Consider the following 19,849-nt stretch of genomic DNA (forward strand, 5'->3'; position numbering starts at 1 on the left):
CGTTCATATCCTACACTCTCTCAAAAAAGTATACGATCTGAGACACTCTCTGGAGTGTCTTTTTTGTTTGGACATATATCGTTCATAAGTCTTATGTAAAAGAAGAAAATTTCTCGAAGTGAATTAAGATAAACAGACTTATGTCGAAATAGTATATATGGGGTAAAAAATGGGGGGCAATTCAATCATGAAAAGAATATGGAGAAATAAACAAAAGATAGATTCTATAGACTATATGCAATATAAAGAACACGTCGGTATCAATATCAGGGATTATCCGAGCGTATTGAATCAAGTGGACATGATTCATTTGACCATCGAGGATTTGTGCATAATTCGTTCTTTACAGGAACAAGTGAAGGAACATTTGACACAAATTGTAGGGGATTTTTATAAAAATCTAGAAAATGAACCCTCTTTAATAAAAATCATTAAGGACAATGGTTCTGTTGATAGGTTGAAAAAGACACTGCATCGTCATATGTTCGAAATGTTTAGCGGAACCATTGATGATGCATATATTAAACAGCGTTATATTATCGCACAAGTACATGTGCGAATTGGACTTCAGCCAAAATGGTATATGAGTGCATTTCAGGATTTATTGCAATCATTGATCATTCATGTGATTTCCAACATAAAAAATATTGAGCAATATCAAGATAACATTCTGGCTGTCACTAAAATTTTTAATTTAGAGCAGCAAATAGTTTTAGAGGCATATGAACTTGAAAATGAGAAGATTCGCCAAAAAAACTTAGCAGAAAAAGAGACGATTAAACTACAGGTCAATCATAATGCAGAGGAATTGGCAGCAATCAGTCAAGAGACCAGTTCAGCAACTCAATTAATGGCAAGTAAGGTAGGGGAAATTCATGATTTCACCCAAAAGGGGTCAGAAATAGCCATACATGCAGAGGGAAAGTCAAATGAGGGAGTCGAACTGTTACAGGGATTAGAGAAAAGATTGGTAAAAACGCAGGAGCAAATGACGATCATTTCAAAAGATATGGAGCAGCTTTCCAATACTTCAAAGGAAATTGAACGAATTGTCACGATCATCACCTCAATTGCCGAGCAAACGAATTTGTTGGCGTTGAACGCAGCGATTGAAGCGGCAAGAGCTGGTGAAAATGGTAAAGGATTTGCGGTTGTGGCTGGTGAGGTAAGGAAGCTATCAGAAAATACCAAGGACTCGGTTTCTGAAGTAGTGAAGTTGATTAATGGAATCGCTCATTTTACCAATGTCATGAACACGTCAATTTCCATGGTTAGCGGGGAAATTACTAAAGGTACAAAACAAGGAAATGAAACGGGCATATTTTTTACTGATATAGCAAAGGCCATGCTTTCTGTTAAAGAGCAGAATATTAAGATCACCAAGGAAATGACAGAGCTGAATGATATATTCGAGGAAATTAATGAAGCGTTCAATCAAGTGGCCGTTTCCTCGGATCAATTGACTCAATTGACAATGAACTTGTAATGAAGTTGAACGGTTTTTGAGATCAGCTCTATAGGCTAATTTGTATTTTAATAAATAACTCGATAGAATATTTCTAAAAACCCCCAAAGCGGTCTATAGAATATGAACAAACTATAAACAGGGATTTAAATCACTTCCCATTGGATGCCGTTAACAGGCTGCTCAATAAATCACTTGATAAAATATAAGTTTAATGTTATATTAATAAAGCGATGAGCTAATTTGTGTAAGTCGAAGAACAAGCTTTTAGCTAAACGTCGGGATGTGGCCTGACGGTTCTGCGCCACAAACGCATCAAAGACGCCTGCTGCGTGCAGGCGTCTTTTTCATTTTATCGATTCCTTTTTTGCAGCTTGTACGTCATCTTTGAATTCCTCTTGTATTTCTTCTGTTATTCCCTTGGTTGCATCCTTAAATTCCCTTAGCGAGGTGCCGACTGCCCGTCCGATTTGAGGCAGCTTGTTCGGTCCAAAAACAATTAAAGCTAAAAGAAGGATTAAAATTAAACCGGGAAAACCAATGTTTGAAAGCATAACCAGTCACTCCAATCAAATCTATTAGTTAATATTATAGACTCCTTCCATGTATTTGCAAATGGTATTTAGAATATATTATAGTGATCAACATCCGATGATCTTCGCAAGGCAAACACTTCAATTCCCTCACCATTCTATCTTGCACATTCTTTTTATTAATATTTACTTACCCAATTACGTTATTCCCCTAAAAAGATTTCAATGAAAGTGGGGGAGGGTAAACCAGAGTGACGTCTGACGTTTTGGGCATGTAACTGATTTGGCTACACCAGCTTAATGTGTGGCATGAAATTTTTTTGTTGCATGGGAATGATAAAACTTGCAAGTTTGAAGATATTTCGGTATTATAACTATACAAGCTGCGTTGTTCGTAATGATAATTAAGTTTTAACCTTTAAGCTGTAATAGGGAGTTTTATATTGAAACAGGAATGTTATGCCTCGTCACTGACTTGGACAACAGGATTGCTTCTGCAAACACCCACTTTGAGGAGTGGTGGTTTAAAACTTTCTTACTTGAATACGGCAATTGCGGCTTACTACTTTTATAATTAGAAACCAGTCCGATAAGGGACTGGTTTTTTGTCGTTTTACGGTTTGGATCGTTGAAAATCGGATAAAAAGGATGTTATCAGAAATCGTAAATACCCAGTAATTAACCTGGTTATGTGAAGGCTTCACGAATTATGAATAATTTGTGAAAGTTTTTATTGAAATATCAGATAATTAGCATTTATAATAACAATTAGATAACTCGGTTCACTATTTATATAAAATATACAAGTCGAATATTTTTTGAATGATTACGTAAGCGCTATCATTTGGATGGAATTAATGCAGTCACCTAGAGAGGAGAAAAATTTTATGGCTAAAGTTAATACGACCGAGGTAATTAGCAACAGTAAATTTAACCGCTTTCATTTTGGATTGCTGGCATGGTGTTTTATCATTATCCTTTTTGACGGCTATGACCTTGTCGTATACGGGACAGTCGTCCCGTTATTGACGGAGGAATGGAACCTTACTTCCGTGGAAGCGGGGGCTATGGGCAGCTACGGTCTATTTGGAATGTTGTTCGGGGCCATCTTCTTTGGTACATTAGCAGATCGGATTGGCAGGAAAAACGTAATCGCGATTACACTTATTTTATTTAGTTTATTTACGCTTTTATGTGGATTTGCGGATACGCCTACGATGTTTTCGACTTTCCGATTTCTTGCGGGATTAGGGCTTGGGGGCATCATGCCGAACGTCATTGCCTTATTGACGGATTATGCACCGAAAACGATACGGAGCATGGTCGTTTCAATCGTTTTGTGCGGTTACTCATTCGGAGGGATGCTTGCGCCGATACTGGGCATCCTGGTTATGCCGACACTAGGTTGGGAATCAATATTCTGGTTTGCCGGAATGCCATTGTTATTTTTACCCTTCATGATGAAACGTTTACCAGAGGCTTCGACCCATCTGATCAGAATTAACAAAAAGGAAGAACTAATCAGAATATTATCCAAGGTAAGTCCGGAAAGTAAATTCGACATCAAGGACGAACTTGTGGAAGTGAAAAAAACAGAAGCCAATATGCCGATTGTTGGTTTGTTTAAGGATTCCCGTGCTCTTAGCACATTGATGTTCTGGATCGCCTTTTTCATGTGCTTATTGATGGTATATGGATTGAATACATGGCTTCCAAAGCTAATGATCGAGGCAGGGTATGCGCTGAATTCAAGCTTAGGTTTCTTGATCGTCCTTCAAGGCGGCGCTATCGTGGGCACGCTTATCATCGCTAAACTTTGTGATCGTTATGGTTCCAAGAAAATGCTTGTGCCGATGTATGCGCTTGGGGCTGTAAGTTTGACACTATTGGGAATGGGCGGAAGCTCATTTGTGATTTACACATTGGTAGCGATTGCAGGAGCCTGTACCATTGGTACCCAAAACCTTGTACAAGCCTATGTTTCCCAGTACTATCCACCAAATATTAGATCGACTGCACTAGGGGTGGCTTCTGGTATCGGAAGGATTGGCGGTATGCTCGGGCCCATACTCGGCGGATTTTTATTATCCATCTCGCTACCCATCCAATTGAATTTCATCGCCTTCGCCATTCCGGGTCTCATTGCTGCGGTTGCCTTATCATTCGTTCCAGTGAAAATGGCTTATTATAAACAGGATCATTCGGAACCAACGGAAGAAATGGTCGTAGAATCCAATAAAATGAACGTCTTGTGAACTACATGCATGAAATGCAGTGCTGGGATACCCCTGCCTATTTGTTTTATTGGCCTTTTTTGGCCATAGTAATGAAATGGCGAATAGACCAGAAATAGCGTAAAGGTTTTCCAGAAATTGTTTGGCGTGACCTACTTTTGAGAAAAGTTGCTTAAATGTTCATAATTTCGCAATATGAGTCACTCTTACTATAAAGAATAAATGTTAGAATGAAGGTACGGATAATTAATTCTCCCTTAAAGTGGAGCGAACTAGAAATTAATCTCATCTTTTGTGAGGAGTCAATACTTTGAAAATTTTAAAACATGTAATTTTTTGGTTATGCATTATAGGGACATTATTCTCTATGATTTACTTCTTTGTAGCGGACATTCCGTTATATGTTAAATTGTTAGGCGGAGCCATCATCCTTTATCTTGGTTATGATTTAATAACAGAATCAAGGAAAAGAAAGCGTAAAGAAGCCTTGGAAGCTTAATCCTTATACACAAAAAAGCCCTCTTTGATAAGAGGGTTTTTTTGTTGATTAATATGGCTAATCAAACTTTGATTATTGACAATATTCTAAAAAATAGGTTAATATATAGTGAACTTAGTTCTATATATGTATAATTTGTATTTTAACTAAAAGCAGAAAGAGGGGAAGGAAATGCGCACAATCCAAGTGTCTGAAATGATTGATGAACAAAAATTTAACCGTTTTCATTTACAGATTTTATTATGTTGTATCTTTATCATCATCTGTGACGGGTATGATATGTTCATGCTTGGGACGATTCTGCCATCTTTGATGGCGGAGTGGAGGATAACTGCTGTAGAGGCGGGGTTATTCAGCAGCTATGCATTGTTTGGAATGATGATAGGAGCGTTGGTCTTTGGACCGCTGGCGGATAAATTCGGCAGAAAGAAAGTCATTTTGATTTGTACGGTCATTTTTTCCGTATTTACCTTTACTTCAGGTTTTGCCGATGATCCAACTTCTTTTGGAATCCAACGTTTTATTGCAGGATTAGGCTTGGGAGGAGTCATGCCGAACCTAATTGCAATCATTACTGAATATTCTCCTAAAAAACTTAGAAGTACCCTGGTTGCGATCATGTTCAGCGGACACGCACTAGGGGGAGTTGTCGCTTCATTGGGGGCGATGTACCTAATTCCGAACTTTGGTTGGCGGGCAGTGGTTTGGCTTGGTGCACTCCCGTTGATCTTCATGCCCATACTATATAAATTGCTGCCTGAGTCAATAATTTATTTCATGACAAAAAACAAGAAAAGCAAATTGGTGAGCGTTCTGAATCAAGTGAAGGCAGACGGGCAATACACCATTAATGATAATTTTGTCCTTCAGGAGCAACTCAAAAGTGAAATGAAAGGGTTTCCAGTTAAGCAGTTGTTCAAAAATGGCAGGACTTTGAGCACCCTCATGTTCTGGACTGCATTTTTCATGTGTTTGTTCGTAATGTATGGTTTGAGTACATGGCTGCCAAAAATCATGGGAGGGGCAGGATATGAATTAGGTTCAAGCCTGACATTCTTAGTCGTATTGAACCTTGGAGCAGTTTTTGGGGCGATCGTTGGAGGGAAGCTTGCAGATAGATATGGTTCCAAGAGGATTCTGGTTACTTTCCTGGTCATAGGATTCATTACCCTCACGATGCTGAGCTTCAAGCCAAGCATGGTCATGCTGTATATACTGATTGCCATTGCAGGAGGTACGACAACAGGTACACAAATCGTAACGAATGCATATGTATCCCAGTATTATCCGAATGAAATCCGTTCTACAGGTGTCGGCTGGGCATTGGGTATCGGCAGAATTGGCGGAATACTCGCTCCTACTTTCTGTGGGGTCCTGCTTGATATGAAGTTGTCATTGCAAGTCAATTTTTTAGCTTTTGCCATACCATGCATAATTGCAGCAATGGCGATTTGGTTCATACAGGATAACTTCAGCAATTTGACGGCAAACAGGCAGGAAAAGAAATTGATATGATGTACACCCAAGCTGGATCACTGTATGGAAATAATCTAATGAAAATCAGTCAAAACAACATTTGGAGGTATGGTAAAAAAACCAAAGGGCCTTGTGCCCTTTAATTTTTTCACTGTCTAGGGCCCCATAAAATAACTGAAACCCCGACTAAACAGATTGCAGCTCCAATCCAATCATATAAATCAGGGGTTTTCTTATCGATGCCCCATCCCCATAAAACAGAAAGAACTATGAAAACCCCGCCATATGCAGCATATACACGGCCAAAGGTAGGGAAGGTTTGAAATGTTGCAATGATGCCGTATAACACCAACCCGAAACCTCCGGCTAAGCCTAGATAAATGGATTTACCTTCTCTTAACCAAAGCCAAATAAGGTAACCGCCGCCAATTTCCGCCAGACCAGCCATAACGAAAATTACAATAGTAACCAACATATATGTATACCTCGCTTCCTCGTTGAAATTTTATCATAGATGAAACGGTAAATGATCATTCTTTACAGTGTTGTTATTAAATTAACTGGGCATCACCGTTAAGGCATGAATATGATTCTTCATAAAAGAGATATTGTTATCATGTTGTTTGTGCTGATTTGTTGTCCTTCTATCTGTTGTGTTCGATGGGGTTAACATTGCTGGCGCCAAGCTTGATGCTGAACTTGATCAACACAGCCTATTATGGTTTTGGGCAATTCCTGCCTGGATTATTATCGATTTTCTTTTTCCGCTCCATAAGACCTGCAGGTATTGCAGCCGGCCTCATTACAGGGGATCTGTTCGCCATAGGTATGCATCTGGCTCAGATGAATTTCTTGAATATTAATATTGGCTTAATCGCTTTATTGATAAACTTCACAGTTGCTTATGCCATCAGTATGTATTTGAAAAGAAAACAGAAAAGTCGGACATCCTTTGAAGAACCAATTGCCTACAATAGTATTGAATTAGAAGAAACCTATCCAAAAAACTCTGTCATTGTCGATTAATATTACTTACGATTTATGCATTCGGATTTAATTCGACCATACATTATTGTAATAGGCTCTAATTCGTTAAATATCCAGAAAAAGACCAGTTTTTTACCTCTAACTTGGGTTGCAATACAGATGCAAAGGGTACTATACCTAAATAGGAATATAGTAATCTAGTTGAGGAGTTGCAGCCATGAAATCCCGATCATTTGCATACATGTTAGCGTTATTTCATTCAAGTATTGTCGGCCTATCTTTCTTATTCACGAAAATGGCGATTGCTGAATCGAATCCCCTTGATACTTTGGCGTTCCGGTTCACGGTTTCTTTCGCCATCATTTTGTTGCTGGTCGCCGTAAAAGTCATTAAGGTGAACTATTCTTGGGAGTCGATTAAAAATCTTGTACCGCTTTCTCTATTATTCCCAACTCTTTTCTTTGCCTTTCAAACTTTCGGGCTTAAGTATTCGCAATCCACCGATGCTGGAATTCTTTCTGCCGTCACTCCAATTCTAACATTGATGATAGCTGGATACTTCCTTAAGGAGAAAACATCTTTATATCAAAAACTTTCGATTGTCTTGTCGGTAGTTGGGGTCATTTTCATTTTTGTGATGAAAGGGAGCACCATCAATTTTTCCGACATGCTTGGGATGGTGTTGATCCTGCTATCCTGTATTGCAACGGCTTGTTATACAACGATGACCCGTTCACTTGCCAAGGACTATACACCAGGTGAAATGTCCTTTTTCATGATGGGAACAGGCTTTGTCATTTTTAATGCAGCTGCACTCGTTACCCATTTAAAACAAGGTACGATGCCGGAATTCTTTACACCATGGTCGAGCATGGAATTCATCAGTTCCATTTTGTATTTGGGAATATTGGCTTCATTGGTCACTTCATTATTATCCAATACGATTTTATCAAAAATAAAAGCGTCCCAAATGAGTGTGTTTGCAAATCTTTCCACTGTTGTCACGATTGCAGCAGGAGCTCTCATTCTAAATGAAAAGCTTACGATCTATGATATATTGGGTTCGATACTAATCATTTTAGGTGTAATAGGCACGAATTATTTTGGAGTGAAGAGAGAGCATTCAATAAAAGTGAATCTTGAGTATAATGAAGGGAAATTGTAAATGAATGAAAAAGGTCCATCCCAATAGGAATGGACCTTTCAGACTGTAGACAAACTCGATGAAAATCAAGTGATCTGACCCAATAAAGTTAGACATATAATTTAAGCAGCTTCTAAGACCTGAGTTCGGTATTCTATCGGACTCAGGTCTTTTAATTTTACCTTCATTCGTTTGTGGTTATAGTAATGAATATAATCATCTAATTCCTTTTCAAAGTGCTCCATACTTTCAAACTCTTGGAGATAAAGCAATTCAGACTTTAACAAGCCAAAAAAGTTTTCCATGACTGCGTTATCTAAACAATTTCCCTTACGGGACATGCTTTGTATAATGCGGGAATCTTTTAAGGTTTTTTGATACTTCTTCATTTGATAATGCCACCCTTGATCCGAATGGAGGATGACCGTATCTTCTGGTTTTAGGTGTTTAATCGCCTCATCTAACATATCTCCAACAAGTTTATAAACAGGCCGTTTCATCACTTTGTAGGCAATAATTTCACCATTACATAAATCAAGGATAGGGGATAAGTAACGTTTCTCCCCAAATAAATGAAATTCCGTTACGTCTGTTACCCATTTTTGATTCATTTTCTCGGCTTGAAAATCACGTTGTAAAATATGGGGGGCAATTCGACCAACACGCCCCTTATACGAACGATACTTTTTCATACGGACTAAACATTTTACGCCCATTTCATTCATGAGGCGGTTGATGGTCTTTGGATTGTGAGAAAACCCATATTTTTTTAACTCTTTTGTGATACGACGATAACCGTAACGTCCTTTATGTTCATGATAGATAGACTGAATAGTGGCTTTTACCTTCGAATACTTATCTTCTCGATTCAAGCGTTTTTCCCAATAATAGTACGTGCTACGTGGAATATCAGCGACTTTAATTAAGGCCACAACCTCATAAATGGACTTTAGTTCATAAATTACTTGCGCTTTGATTTTGGTTGTAATTTTTCCTGCATTTGAACTAAAGTATTTAACTTTTTTAAATACGCATTCTCCATTTCCAGTTGTTTAATTCGTTCTTCAAGCTCTTTAACCGAACCTTCAATTTGTTTGGATGGATTGATATCTTTTTTCATGGATGGTCTCCCCTTTTTCTTAGAAATTAGGGCATCTAATCCATAGGCATTAACATTTATTCTCCACGTCCGAATTAGCGCTGGAGATGAAATATTAAACCTTGCGGCTGCGTCGTAAGAAGATATACCCGTTTCATTCATATAATTAAGTACATCCATTTTAAACTCCGTAGAATAACTTGTATAGGATTTCTTAAATCCATCGGCTCCTTGAATTTGGTATAAACGAACCCATCCTTGAATCATTTGATAAGAAACTTCAAATATTTTCTGAAGATCCATATAGCTGTGCTTTCCTTCAAGGTAAAGTCGTACAATGAATATTTTCTGTTGGGCAGAAAAATTAGCCATAAAAAACACCCCGTAAATGTTAGTTTGGTGTCTAACATTTACGGGGCAGTTCAAGTTTGTCTACAGTTTTTTTGGCTTGTATAAATTTGGACGTTGATTGGAACGTAGGGCTCTCGCTTTCCGCGGGCGGTCAGGGAGCCTCCTCGGCTTTCGCCTGCGGGTCTCCCCTAGACGGGCTTTTCCCGCAGGAGTCTCGTAGCTCCCGTTCCAATCAACTATGTTTAAAATTTTTCTTTGCGTACGATTTTCTTTTCAAATTTGCGATTATTCGCACACGAGCATATCAAGGATGTCTTTAAGATGAAATCAATCAAGGTCGTGAAAACCATGGAAAGAAGCCTTTTCCACCAGATAAATTTGATAGGGAAGAAACCAGAGCAATTAAAGGAAGTACTACGGATCCTGAGAGGGGATACAATGTGAAAGATGAACAAACAAACAGTTTGCCTATTCATTCCACGCGGCCGCAGACCGCAACGGTTATGTATGGGCAACGATTGTAACACCTGGTAATACACATGACAGTCATATTTTGGAGCCACTTGTTGAGCAAGTGATTGAGAAAGGTAACCAGAAGCAGTTGCCGAAGATGCAGCTTATAAAACACCAGCGATTACAAGCTACCTATTTAACAAAGAAATCACGCCTGCTTTACCCTACACGTCCTCGTACAAAAGAAGGATTCTTTCGCAAACATGACTATGTTTACGATGAACACTTTGATTGTTACCTTTGCCCTTCGGGAGAAACTTTAAAGTACTCAACAGCAATAAAGAGGGCTATCGCGAGTACAAATCGCCAAAACTCAAAATTTCAAGGGAATTTTAAAAGGGGTTCGGAATTTTTTAATTCCGAACCCCTTTTTTCATTTCCACCATCTTGTTTGAGGGAAATCCGTCGAACCAAGCACTACCGGTTCGCCTATTTGAGGGGTGCAGATCTGGACACCCAGGTCATTGGCTGCTTTTGTTACCCGTTCTATCGGATCTGTCCAGTCATGAAAAGACAATGTGAAACCTGCCCAATGAATGGGGATCATCCGTTTTCCTTGTACATCGATGTGTGCTTGAACAGTTTCTTCCGGAAGCATATGGATGGTTGACCAACGTTCATCATATTGGCCGCATTCCATTAAGGTTAAATCAAAAGGACCGTATTTTTCGCCGATTTCTTTAAAATGGCTGCCATAACCACTATCGCCGCTGAAATATACCTTTTCTTGTTTTCCTTTAATTATCCAAGAACACCAAAGTGTCGTATTGCCATCGCCTATACTTCTACCAGAAAAATGCCTTGCAGGCGTACAAATAAATTGCAAGTCCTTGAATGAAGCTTCATCCCACCAATTATGTTCCTGAATCAGTTCTTGTTTAACGCCCCATCTTTCTAGATGTCCACCGACACCGAGTGGGACAATGAACTGACTGACCTTATCTTTTAACTTCTTTATCGAGAAATAATCCAAATGATCGTAGTGATCATGTGAGAGCAGGACGGCATCGATAGGAGGAAGCACATCGATATCAAAAGGCAGCTCCCCGCTAAAGCGCTTGTTCCCGAACCATGGAAAGGGAGTGGGTGCTTTGCCAAACATGGGATCCACTAAAATGGTTTTCCCATCTAACTCCAACATGAATGCAGAATGACCAAACCAGGTGATTTTATTGGAATTCTTAGAAGCGGGTTCTTTTGTTCCAATTACAATGGGACTGTCGGGCCTCCTCTTTGGATTAGGTTTTATGAAATCACGTAAAATGGAACCAGTATGTTTAAGACTCATCGCTTGACTGGCAGGAATCTGATTTTGGAATTTCCCTTTGGAAAAATTCTCTTTAGTAGTGAAACTTCTTACTTTTTCTTTGTTTGTCCGTCTTCCAAGCGGAGGATAGAGGTTAAGGAAAAGTAACAATAGTATAAAAGTAGAAATGAGGATCTTAATAATTTTCATCATGATAGCTTCCTCCAATAGTAATCATAGCTTTTATTAATACATATCATATCACAGAATTTATACAGTTATTTACTATGATGTCCCACAAGATAAATGATAAAGATATGATTCATAAACTGTAAAATTACATTGGGTGGAGAGTTTTTTCTTATGGCAAATGTTTAAGTTTCACCCGTCTCAGGCAGGGAATAGAGATATATATAATGAATAATATAGAGGACATAAGGAATGTAGCAGCTGAAGGGTAGGGTGATAAATCGATTGTTAATGTTTTTCAGAGTCTTTGTATGGGTAGTATTTATTGCTTTATTAGCCTATGTCATTCTTTCTTGGAAATATAAAGACAAGGTTAGTAAAAGGATTGAAGCGATTCGAAAAACCTGGTATATCATTTTTATACTGGGAGCACTGATTTATTGGAATTTCTATCCGATGAGCATTTTTAATGAGTGGAAAAATTTCTTGATCATGGCTATCGTATTCATCCTGATTGATATGTTTGTGTTCTTGAGCATGTATATATCGAAGATTGGCGATAACGAGCTATCCTATGCAACAAAAGCCGTTGCGGAAAGTGATAAACTATTAACGGATAATAGGGAAAAGGTCAAGAATATGTTTCATCTCCTAAAGAAAGAAGGAATACCTGAGTATTATCAAACGAATAAGGAATACTTGGCTTATTTGAGCATTCTCCTTCAAGCATATGCAGCAAAGGAAGGGATGAACGTGAAAATCCTTCCTTTCAAAACCGAACAGGACAAGCAGTCGGTGATAAATGGGCTTCCGAACTTGAATGGCAGTACCATTCGTGCTACATTGGAAAGAGAAGATACGTATTATAATGATGAAGAGAAAATGGCTTTGCAGCCTGTCAGTATTTTGATGGAACCCTATATCCTTGACGTTAAATCAGAAAGCTTCGTTTCAGAAGTCGATTGTTTATTGATAGCATTATTAATCATGATGTTCGATATGGTCATAAAACAAAAACCAGGTGGTGAAGGATAAATGAGCATTTATGATAAAGCCGGCAACGACGTGTCAGTTACCGTAATCAAACCACAGGTTAAAATACCCGATGTAGGTTTAAGTCCCCACACTAAAAAAGTGATGAAACAGAACGAACGCATTATCCTGAAACAAAAAGAAAAAGCTGCACGTTTCAGCCGGTTAAAAAATGTTTTATAAGAAGGAAGGGGTTTTTCCTTTCCTTATGATATTTAATGGTTAACCCGCATATACTATTCATAATCAAAGAATAGGAAGGGTCTTTCAGAATATGAACAAAAAGCCCGAGAGAGTTAACATCCCGGTCCCCTCCGCTTCACCATCCGAGAAACGGATACATAAGGGAAATGCTGATCTGCTCAAGCTATTACAAAAGCTGAAAGCTAAACGTTGGATTTTTTTAAGGTAAAAGAAAGCCAGTCTCTAAGGAGAACTGGTTTTTTTATTTTGCGGATGATCACTGCGGGTGGAAGTATTGAATATTTTTCCGTCCAGACTCTTTGGCCATATACATGGACCGGTCCGCTTTTTTCAAAAGGGACTCCATTTCCGTACCATGATGAGGATAAAAGCTAATCCCTATGCTAGCTGATACAAAATGATCTTTTCCATTAATGGTAATGGGCATGGTGGATAAATGGTTCAATAATAATTCAGCGTTTTGCTGAGTGCTTTTCATTAAATCCTCACAATGCGAAGGATTTAATAATACAATGAATTCATCACCACCGATTCGAGCCACCTGACTGCCTTCGGGGACGGTTTGCAAAAAACATTCGGCAGCCTTTTTGATGACGTCGTCACCAGTAACATGTCCAAAGGAATCATTGAAAAATTTAAAATGGTCAAGATCGATGTAAAGAAGGGCCATTTCTTCGTTCGTTTTATCTTGATGATAATCAAAATAATTATAAATGAAGTTCCGATTATAAAGACCTGATAAAGGATCCCTGATAATCCCTTTTTCAAGATTGATGGCATGACTAATCAAAGCTGCCATAGACTTAATGAGGGTTAGGTCATATTCTTTAAAAACATGAGGATTAATGTCGAATGCACATAATGTCCCAATGATTTCACCCTCATTTATAAGGGGAGCTCCCATAAAACAACCATTCCCGATAAACCTCGTTGCAGGGTGGCCACTAGTCAATTCATGTTTCACCAAATTCGGGATAACAAGTGGTTCCAAGCCATTTTCAACAACTAATTTACAATAAGCCATATTATAAGGAAGGATGTCACCTTCACAAATCAACTTTGCATGTCTATTGAAGGACTTGATCATGAAACTCTGGATGGGATTCACTATAGAAAGGAAAAATGTATTGACCTCAATGGTTTGAGCTAATAGTGCTAATACTTCTTTAGCGATGGAATCAAAATTTTTATAATAGTTGATATCTTGCTGAATCATTCTCAGGCTCCTCTTTTATCAATAGTCTTTTTAGATTTCCGGATGTTATTTCTCATATTGAACGACAAAGACATAAAAGCGGAATCTGAATATCGTGACAGTTGTCCGGATTTCCACTAAACTCAATTAAGGGGTTGGATTCGTTTTATCGATGAATATTGTAATTGAGAACTTTACTTTATTTTCGGCTTTTTTAATATCATTAAATTTTTATTTGCCTGATTATCAATTAGCTGAATTTCTGTATCCGTTTCTGGATTTCCGGGATGGGTTTCATTTCATAATCCATAAAATCTATGTCAATGATCAGTCTATTCATCAAGAATTATACTGTAAATGAAATGGTAAGTGCACCTTGGATGTACGTAATTAGCGCATTTTTCATATTTATCCATGAGCGTAAAGGTAAAGCAACTTGGCATTTCTGCACCTTCTCGATAACGGAGCACATGAATTAAATAGATAAAACGAATGTATTGCGCTCATTTTAACAAAAAATTTGGGGAGGATAAAAGGAAGTAATAAAGTACATATTGGATAATTCAAAAGGGGATCATTATGGGAAAATTAGAAACTATATATCCTATTGCTATAGAGAATACAAAAGAAAAAATAATCCAGGATATGGATTTTTATTTAGAGAATCAAGAGACAATGCCTTCTTATTCAAAATATATATCAGACAGGACGACTTTCATTGAGCAAATTTGGATAAATGTTTGGTTAAATAAAGCATCAAACGATGTGCCCAGAAAGGAAAAAAAGGCTTTTTTAAGCGAAAGGGGATTTGTAACGGAAGGTTCAGATCATAAGCTGATCAATAGCATGTTCCGGAACGAATTAAAGAAGTATCGCCCATTTGATGGCTTAACGTGGATTAAAAAAACCTTTGCCGACAATCAAGAGGATTGGCTGAAGAGATATAAAAATGCAAGGGAGAAATTCTTTAGGCGACAAGAAGAACAGCGGCTTGCCAAGCAGCGTTGGAAAATACGCGCAAGGCTGCAAGAAGAGGCCAATTCATTTTTCGAAAATAACTCACTTCTTTTATATTTACATGTCAGGTATTATATTGCCGGTATTTTGGCAAAAGATCTTAAGAATAAGCCGAAATTCCAATATGTCGATCCGTACTTGCTTGAAGAACAATTGGTTGAAGAGGGCGGCTTTCAAGCTGCCGAATACCTAATGGTCACTGACTTTTTCGAAGAGCTGACAGGCGATATCCACTCGTTAATCGGTTGGGGCCGGAACCGTTATGAATATGAAAATTACTACTACAGGTATGAAAGGTTAGTTTCGGATTTCATAATGAAATTAGCCCCTGACAAATACTTGAACCATCTATCTGCCGCACTGCATCAGGATTTTTTGGAGTCCTATGGGGAAAGGCTGACGGTTGATGCCCTTCAAGGTATACTAAGCGATGAATTGGCCGAGTTGTCTCAGTCCTGTTTTGATGAGCTTCAGGAAGAATACCTTTCTGATTTACTGAAGCTTGAAGGAATTCCTTTTAATGAAATATTGCACGAAGAAATATTTGAAATAGACGTGGAGAACAGAGAAAGAAGAAAAGCTGAAGTATTGGCAGAAGAAGCCAGGAAGCGGGCAGAAGAGCAAAGGATGATCGATGACATCATCGGTAAGGCCTATACTCCATCATTAGGAAAAAAAGTTAGATATGTTTTGCATATCGGTGAGACCAATACAGGGAAGACGCATAAGGCCCTGGAAAAAATGAAACAAGCGGAAAGCGGTATGTACCTGGCTCCACTTAGACTGCTTGCACTTGAAGTGTTTGATAAATTAAATGCGGATGGTGTACCTTGCTCATTAAAAACCGGTGAAGAAGAAAAGGCTATTGAGGGTGCTAATCATGTCTCCAGTACCGTTGAAATGTTTCATGAAAAAGACTACCATGAAGTAATCGTCATAGATGAAGCCCAAATGATTGCCGATAAAGATCGAGGCTTTTCTTGGTTTAGGGCAATTACGCAAGCTAATGCGAAAGAAGTACACATAATCGGGAGCAATAATATCAAAAAGATGCTTCTGAACCTTCTGAATGAAGCCGACTTAGAACTTCACGAATACAGACGGGAAATACCGCTTGAGGTGGAACAAAGGGAGTTTGGACTGAAGTATACCAAAAAAGGGGATGCCCTCATTTGTTTTTCTAGAAGGCAGGTACTGGAAACAGCATCCCGGCTTAAAGAGAGTGGACATAATGTCAGCATGATATACGGCAGTATGCCTCCTGAAAATAGAAAACGGCAAATAGAATTATTCAATCGCGGTGAAACATCAGTTGTCGTTGCCACCGATGCGATTGGAATGGGATTGAACTTGCCAATACGCCGCATCGTCTTTCTTGAAAATGAAAAATTCGACGGGACACGAAGAAGAAGATTGACTTCTCAAGAAATCAAGCAAATCGCAGGCCGAGCGGGTAGAAAAGGGATTTATGACACGGGGAAGGTAGCTTTTACAGCAGAAATCAAAATCATGAATAAGTTGCTGGAACAGGTAGATGAGCCAGTTCAAACCTTCACTATCGCACCAACCTCTGCTGTATTTGAACGTTTTCAAAAATATTACCGGAACCTGGGGACATTTTTCGAAATGTGGGAGAGGTTTGAGCCTCCTAAAGGCACGAAAAAGGCTTCGCTATCGGAAGAAAGGGAGCTTTACGAACTGATACGGGATACAGAAATCGAAGCTCGTTTTTCTTTAATGGATTTATACGGTTTCCTGCATATTCCTTTTTCGGCAAAAGAACCAAGTCTGATCAGACAGTGGCTGGAAACGGTCGAAGCGATTGCCGAGAACAGTGACCTTCCTGAACCGATCATCAAGACAAGGAATCTTGAGGAATTGGAGCTATCTTATAAAGCGATAGGTCTTCATCTATTATTTTTATATCGGATGGGTAAGCGTACGGAAGCTGTTTATTGGGAGCGTATCCGTGAAGAAATCAGTGATGGCGTTCATGATCAGTTAAAAGATGAAATGTTGAATTATCAAAAAAAATGCAAGCGCTGTGGAAAAAGGCTTCCTGATGACTCACGTTTTCAAATATGTGACGCTTGTTATCATAGAGGGATTAGAAAGACGCACAGATTCAATTAAACGAATTCTTTTGATAATAACCCGAATGAATTGCATTCGGGTTATTGGTGTTTGCATAAATCACTTAGTCGTTCGTTTCGATTTAGCTATAATTACTGCTTGCTGCTTCATTCGTTTATCCGCTTTCTTGTCATGCACCACCAGGATTGCATGAATTAATCCAGGGACATAAAAAAATAGTGTGAGGACCAAATTAAGCACAGCCTGAATGGGTTTACCGGCCAATAATACGGCTAATGGAGGGAAAATAATCGCAATTAAGTAAAGAATGGTGAACACTCTCCAATATAATGATTTTTATCTGACTTCGGTTTGTTTCTCTTAATGGTTACTTTACTTTAAATGAGCAGCAATTTGATTACTGATGTTCCAGTTTCCTGATGATTCCTCTAGTAATCGCCTTGATAAATATATGCTCAATAGCCCGATTCATACCTACTGAGCAATCTGGCTCAAAGAAGCAGTCTTTTTACCCCGATATAACAGGAGGGACATGGTTAATCATCGTTTTTGCTGCCATCGGTCAATGTGTCGCGGTTTTTTTGTGTTAGAATAATCAGAATACTAACTGACGAAAGCGGGAGATTTATGAAAAAAAAGATAGGCTGTTTGCATGCACACTATACAAATATAGAATACATAGAAACCGCATTCTCGAAATTCGATATTGAATGGCTTCATTTTGTAGATCCGGGATTAATGCAGCGGGTGTCAACGGATGAAAATTTTAATTATTCGGTTGCTCAAAAAAAGGTTAAACAACAGGTCGAATGGATTGCCGAATGTAAAGTGGATGCCATCCTGATAACCTGTACAAACTATATTGCTTTATTAAACGAAGAACAACTATCTTTACCCATGCCCATCATTAAAATCGATGAACCATATTTTGAGCAAATTTGCCAATTGCAGCAACCGCATATGATATTATTCACGAACCCTGCCACTGTTGAAGGAACAGTCAAACGTTTAACTGCACATGCTGAAAAATATGGGACTGTGGATTTTGAAGTCATCATTATCGACGGTGCCTTTGAATTCATTATGCAGGGATTGGGAGAAAGATATAATCAGGAAATCATGAATTGCCTATCCCAGTTTAAAAACGAAAATAGACGGCTGTCTGTAGCTCAACTATCAATGGTCGAAGCAGCAAGGAGATATGAACTTCAGACAGGACAGACAGTTTTAAATCCATTGCATGCATTAGTTGATTCCATGATACATCAACTAGAACTAAGTTCCTTGAGTGGCGTTTAAATCCTAGGGTGTATGGTGCCGGATGAACGGAATGATTGTTAAATTCAAAAAATGTCTTTGAGTATGAAAAAAAATCATGCATGATCTGGTTTATCGCAATGCAGGGATTTAAGACGACAAGCTCGAAAAAAAGGCGAGTTTGACTGCCGTTTTTTAAATAAAAAACGTTTCAGTTGATTTCGGAAATCCATTCCCTTTCCGCCTATTGTCTGCCAAGCCACATCAAAGCGGCTGCGGTGTCCGGCTAGCCAGTAAATCGGCAGGAGTGTCGCAAATTTGTTCAATCCAATAAGGATTACAGTAAAAAAACATGAAGGATATTCTAGTCTTATTATATATTTTAGGTAGCACACCATTCTACAAACTGAAATCCCTATGCAGGGATTTTTTTTATGCCTTTGTACGGATTTGTTCACGGATGTTTTCAAGTTCTTCAAGGGATAGATCCGTTAGGGAATTTTTAATTTCCTCTTCGACCCGTTTTCGGTCAAGCTCCCTATATTCGCTCCACCAATCCCGCAGCCCTTCGGTGTTTTCGAGAAGATACTCTATATCTATTTCTTCTTGCTCATCATCTGATAAATATCGCATGACCGCACCTAATAATCGATTGAGTTTAGCTGCTTCACTTTCCTTATCAGGTGAAGCGGGGGTATCTTTCACTTCTAAATCATCTTTAGCAGGAACATTCCGAGGTGTCATAATATCCTCCTGTTTTTAGTACTAGTGTGCCTAAAAAGGGTGGTTTTCAATAGCTGTTTTTCGTATTTTTGAAAAATTCTTGGTATATAAATTTCAACAAATACCTCGCTAGAATATATAAAAAATATCATCATCCTTTAATAGGTTCAAAAAGTAGTCGGTTAGTAAGGCGAAAGGATAATAAAAGGAATAGCTAATGCTATTCCATACATCAAGCGACTAATTTTCTGCATTCTTCTGCGCATCTCAAACAAGCCTCGGCACATTTTTGACAATGTTCATGATCGTGTTTTTTGCATTCATTTCCGCAGCTTTCACAAATCTTGACACAAACTTCAGCCAACTCTGAAATAAACGGGGTTCCTCTCCCTATCGCCTGTGCTAAAAAAGAGCAAATATCCGCACATTCCCGATCCAAGCGAATGCATTTCACCATCATGTTTACATGTTCTTCTTTTAAGCATGCGTCGTAACAATGATTACACGCGGTGATACAATCATTTAAAGTTTGGATAACAGATGAATAATTTTCATGTGACATGAACAATCTCTCCTAATATGGTCTTCCCT

18 protein-coding genes, 1 other RNA gene and 1 pseudogene are annotated in these 19,849 nt (G+C 38.5%); 12 read left to right on the plus strand and 8 right to left on the minus strand.

Annotated elements, in window-relative coordinates:
• The first annotated feature begins 187 nt into the window (after positions 1-187).
• Entirely contained in the window at positions 188-1,486 is a 1,299-nt protein-coding gene (locus MHB45_RS09650; RefSeq protein WP_065421176.1) for a globin-coupled sensor protein, read from the plus strand.
• Positions 1,487-1,812: 326 nt separating this feature from the next.
• Here MHB45_RS09650 and tatA read toward each other — a convergent pair whose 3' ends face one another.
• The gene (tatA, locus tag MHB45_RS09655) at positions 1,813-2,019 is read right to left on the minus strand and encodes a twin-arginine translocase TatA/TatE family subunit (protein ID WP_048686086.1); all 207 of its coding nucleotides are present in this window, start codon (positions 2,017-2,019) and stop codon (positions 1,813-1,815) included.
• Positions 2,020-2,375: 356 nt separating this feature from the next.
• Here tatA and ssrS point away from each other — a divergent pair.
• The 4 genes from ssrS (at position 2,376) to MHB45_RS09675 (ending at position 6,246) form a co-directional block, all read left to right on the plus strand.
• Positions 2,376-2,563, plus strand: a non-coding RNA gene (gene ssrS / locus MHB45_RS09660) — 6S RNA.
• 322 nt (positions 2,564-2,885) lie between these two features.
• Entirely contained in the window at positions 2,886-4,253 is a 1,368-nt protein-coding gene (locus MHB45_RS09665; protein WP_072272956.1) for an MFS transporter, read from the plus strand.
• A 289-nt stretch (positions 4,254-4,542) separates the two neighbouring features.
• On the plus strand, positions 4,543-4,731 hold the full coding sequence (locus tag MHB45_RS09670; RefSeq protein WP_053534951.1) for a hypothetical protein: 189 nt from the start codon (positions 4,543-4,545) through the stop codon (positions 4,729-4,731).
• Between the two features lie 171 nt (positions 4,732-4,902).
• On the plus strand, positions 4,903-6,246 hold the full coding sequence (locus MHB45_RS09675; RefSeq protein ID WP_072272957.1) for an MFS transporter: 1,344 nt from the start codon (positions 4,903-4,905) through the stop codon (positions 6,244-6,246).
• A 109-nt stretch (positions 6,247-6,355) separates the two neighbouring features.
• On the opposite strand, the gene MHB45_RS09680 is transcribed toward MHB45_RS09675, so the two are convergent.
• Positions 6,356-6,682 carry a YnfA family protein gene (locus MHB45_RS09680; protein WP_072272958.1) on the minus strand — a complete coding sequence of 109 codons (327 nt, stop codon included), beginning with the start codon at positions 6,680-6,682 and terminating at the stop codon, positions 6,356-6,358.
• A gap of 197 nt (positions 6,683-6,879) precedes the next feature.
• Between MHB45_RS09680 and MHB45_RS09685 the strand changes: the two genes are divergently transcribed.
• Together MHB45_RS09685 and MHB45_RS09690 are read left to right on the plus strand one after the other, a co-directional pair.
• On the plus strand, positions 6,880-7,233 hold the full coding sequence (locus MHB45_RS09685; protein ID WP_063593486.1) for a hypothetical protein: 354 nt from the start codon (positions 6,880-6,882) through the stop codon (positions 7,231-7,233).
• Positions 7,234-7,411: 178 nt separating this feature from the next.
• Positions 7,412-8,359 (plus strand): DMT family transporter, encoded by a 948-nt coding sequence (locus MHB45_RS09690; protein ID WP_048681971.1) that lies wholly within the window; start codon positions 7,412-7,414, stop codon positions 8,357-8,359.
• Between the two features lie 101 nt (positions 8,360-8,460).
• On the opposite strand, the gene MHB45_RS09695 is transcribed toward MHB45_RS09690, so the two are convergent.
• Positions 8,461-9,809 (minus strand): IS3 family transposase gene (locus MHB45_RS09695; protein ID WP_114238069.1). Its coding sequence is split into 2 segments (ribosomal slippage): positions 8,461-9,350 and positions 9,350-9,809, totalling 1,350 coding nucleotides; the frame shifts between segments, so codons are not numbered across the junction.
• A gap of 302 nt (positions 9,810-10,111) precedes the next feature.
• Between MHB45_RS09695 and MHB45_RS09700 the strand changes: the two are divergent.
• Positions 10,112-10,616: pseudogene (locus MHB45_RS09700) on the plus strand (transposase); the annotation flags it as partial.
• A gap of 58 nt (positions 10,617-10,674) precedes the next feature.
• Here the strand turns inward: MHB45_RS09700 and MHB45_RS09705 are convergent.
• Positions 10,675-11,760: an MBL fold metallo-hydrolase gene (locus MHB45_RS09705; RefSeq protein ID WP_048882917.1), complete on the minus strand. Its 1,086-nt coding sequence runs from the start codon at positions 11,758-11,760 to the stop codon at positions 10,675-10,677.
• A 267-nt stretch (positions 11,761-12,027) separates the two neighbouring features.
• Between MHB45_RS09705 and MHB45_RS09710 the strand changes: the two genes are divergently transcribed.
• Complete coding sequence (locus MHB45_RS09710; RefSeq protein ID WP_226990501.1) at positions 12,028-12,771, plus strand: type II toxin-antitoxin system SpoIISA family toxin; 744 nt, start codon at positions 12,028-12,030, stop codon at positions 12,769-12,771.
• The gene (locus tag MHB45_RS09715) at positions 12,772-12,951 is read left to right on the plus strand and encodes a hypothetical protein (RefSeq protein WP_048686455.1); all 180 of its coding nucleotides are present in this window, start codon (positions 12,772-12,774) and stop codon (positions 12,949-12,951) included. It abuts the gene before it with no gap.
• A gap of 277 nt (positions 12,952-13,228) precedes the next feature.
• Here MHB45_RS09715 and MHB45_RS09720 read toward each other — a convergent pair whose 3' ends face one another.
• Positions 13,229-14,188, minus strand: a complete 960-nt coding sequence (locus tag MHB45_RS09720) for a sensor domain-containing diguanylate cyclase (protein WP_072272960.1) — start codon at positions 14,186-14,188, stop codon at positions 13,229-13,231.
• A gap of 558 nt (positions 14,189-14,746) precedes the next feature.
• Between MHB45_RS09720 and MHB45_RS09725 the strand changes: the two genes are divergently transcribed.
• On the plus strand, positions 14,747-17,317 hold the full coding sequence (locus tag MHB45_RS09725) for a helicase-related protein (RefSeq protein ID WP_072272962.1): 2,571 nt from the start codon (positions 14,747-14,749) through the stop codon (positions 17,315-17,317).
• Positions 17,318-17,377: 60 nt separating this feature from the next.
• Here MHB45_RS09725 and MHB45_RS09730 read toward each other — a convergent pair whose 3' ends face one another.
• Positions 17,378-17,587, minus strand: a complete 210-nt coding sequence (locus MHB45_RS09730; RefSeq protein WP_048686465.1) for a YqaE/Pmp3 family membrane protein — start codon at positions 17,585-17,587, stop codon at positions 17,378-17,380.
• A 318-nt stretch (positions 17,588-17,905) separates the two neighbouring features.
• Between MHB45_RS09730 and MHB45_RS09735 the strand changes: the two genes are divergently transcribed.
• A complete protein-coding gene (locus MHB45_RS09735) occupies positions 17,906-18,577 on the plus strand; it encodes a hypothetical protein (RefSeq protein ID WP_072272963.1) in 672 nt (223 codons plus the stop codon).
• 390 nt (positions 18,578-18,967) lie between these two features.
• Here MHB45_RS09735 and MHB45_RS09740 read toward each other — a convergent pair whose 3' ends face one another.
• Both MHB45_RS09740 and MHB45_RS09745 read right to left on the minus strand, forming a co-directional pair.
• A complete protein-coding gene (locus tag MHB45_RS09740) occupies positions 18,968-19,279 on the minus strand; it encodes a hypothetical protein (RefSeq protein WP_034312065.1) in 312 nt (103 codons plus the stop codon).
• A 211-nt stretch (positions 19,280-19,490) separates the two neighbouring features.
• A complete protein-coding gene (locus MHB45_RS09745) occupies positions 19,491-19,820 on the minus strand; it encodes a four-helix bundle copper-binding protein (protein WP_048686446.1) in 330 nt (109 codons plus the stop codon).
• Between the last annotated feature and the right edge of the window lie 29 nt (positions 19,821-19,849).

This window comes from Peribacillus sp. FSL K6-5616, from assembly GCF_038008245.1.
Classification (GTDB): Bacteria; Bacillota; Bacilli; order Bacillales; family DSM-1321; genus Peribacillus; species Peribacillus frigoritolerans.

Excerpts from the sequence above, each read along its gene's own strand:
- MHB45_RS09715 (WP_048686455.1), top strand. The coding sequence starts at position 12,772 with ATGAGCATTTATGATAAAGCCGGCAACGACGTGTCAGTTACCGTAATC.
- MHB45_RS09705 (WP_048882917.1), bottom strand. The coding sequence starts at position 11,760 with ATGATGAAAATTATTAAGATCCTCATTTCTACTTTTATACTATTGTTA.
- MHB45_RS09680 (WP_072272958.1), bottom strand. The coding sequence starts at position 6,682 with ATGTTGGTTACTATTGTAATTTTCGTTATGGCTGGTCTGGCGGAAATT.
- MHB45_RS09740 (WP_034312065.1), bottom strand. The coding sequence starts at position 19,279 with ATGACACCTCGGAATGTTCCTGCTAAAGATGATTTAGAAGTGAAAGAT.
- MHB45_RS09710 (WP_226990501.1), top strand. The coding sequence starts at position 12,028 with ATGTTTTTCAGAGTCTTTGTATGGGTAGTATTTATTGCTTTATTAGCC.
- tatA (WP_048686086.1), bottom strand. The coding sequence starts at position 2,019 with ATGCTTTCAAACATTGGTTTTCCCGGTTTAATTTTAATCCTTCTTTTA.
- MHB45_RS09725 (WP_072272962.1), top strand. The coding sequence starts at position 14,747 with ATGGGAAAATTAGAAACTATATATCCTATTGCTATAGAGAATACAAAA.
- MHB45_RS09665 (WP_072272956.1), top strand. The coding sequence starts at position 2,886 with ATGGCTAAAGTTAATACGACCGAGGTAATTAGCAACAGTAAATTTAAC.
- MHB45_RS09745 (WP_048686446.1), bottom strand. The coding sequence starts at position 19,820 with ATGTCACATGAAAATTATTCATCTGTTATCCAAACTTTAAATGATTGT.
- MHB45_RS09650 (WP_065421176.1), top strand. The coding sequence starts at position 188 with ATGAAAAGAATATGGAGAAATAAACAAAAGATAGATTCTATAGACTAT.
- MHB45_RS09735 (WP_072272963.1), top strand. The coding sequence starts at position 17,906 with ATGAAAAAAAAGATAGGCTGTTTGCATGCACACTATACAAATATAGAA.
- MHB45_RS09675 (WP_072272957.1), top strand. The coding sequence starts at position 4,903 with ATGCGCACAATCCAAGTGTCTGAAATGATTGATGAACAAAAATTTAAC.
- MHB45_RS09690 (WP_048681971.1), top strand. The coding sequence starts at position 7,412 with ATGAAATCCCGATCATTTGCATACATGTTAGCGTTATTTCATTCAAGT.
- MHB45_RS09720 (WP_072272960.1), bottom strand. The coding sequence starts at position 14,188 with ATGATTCAGCAAGATATCAACTATTATAAAAATTTTGATTCCATCGCT.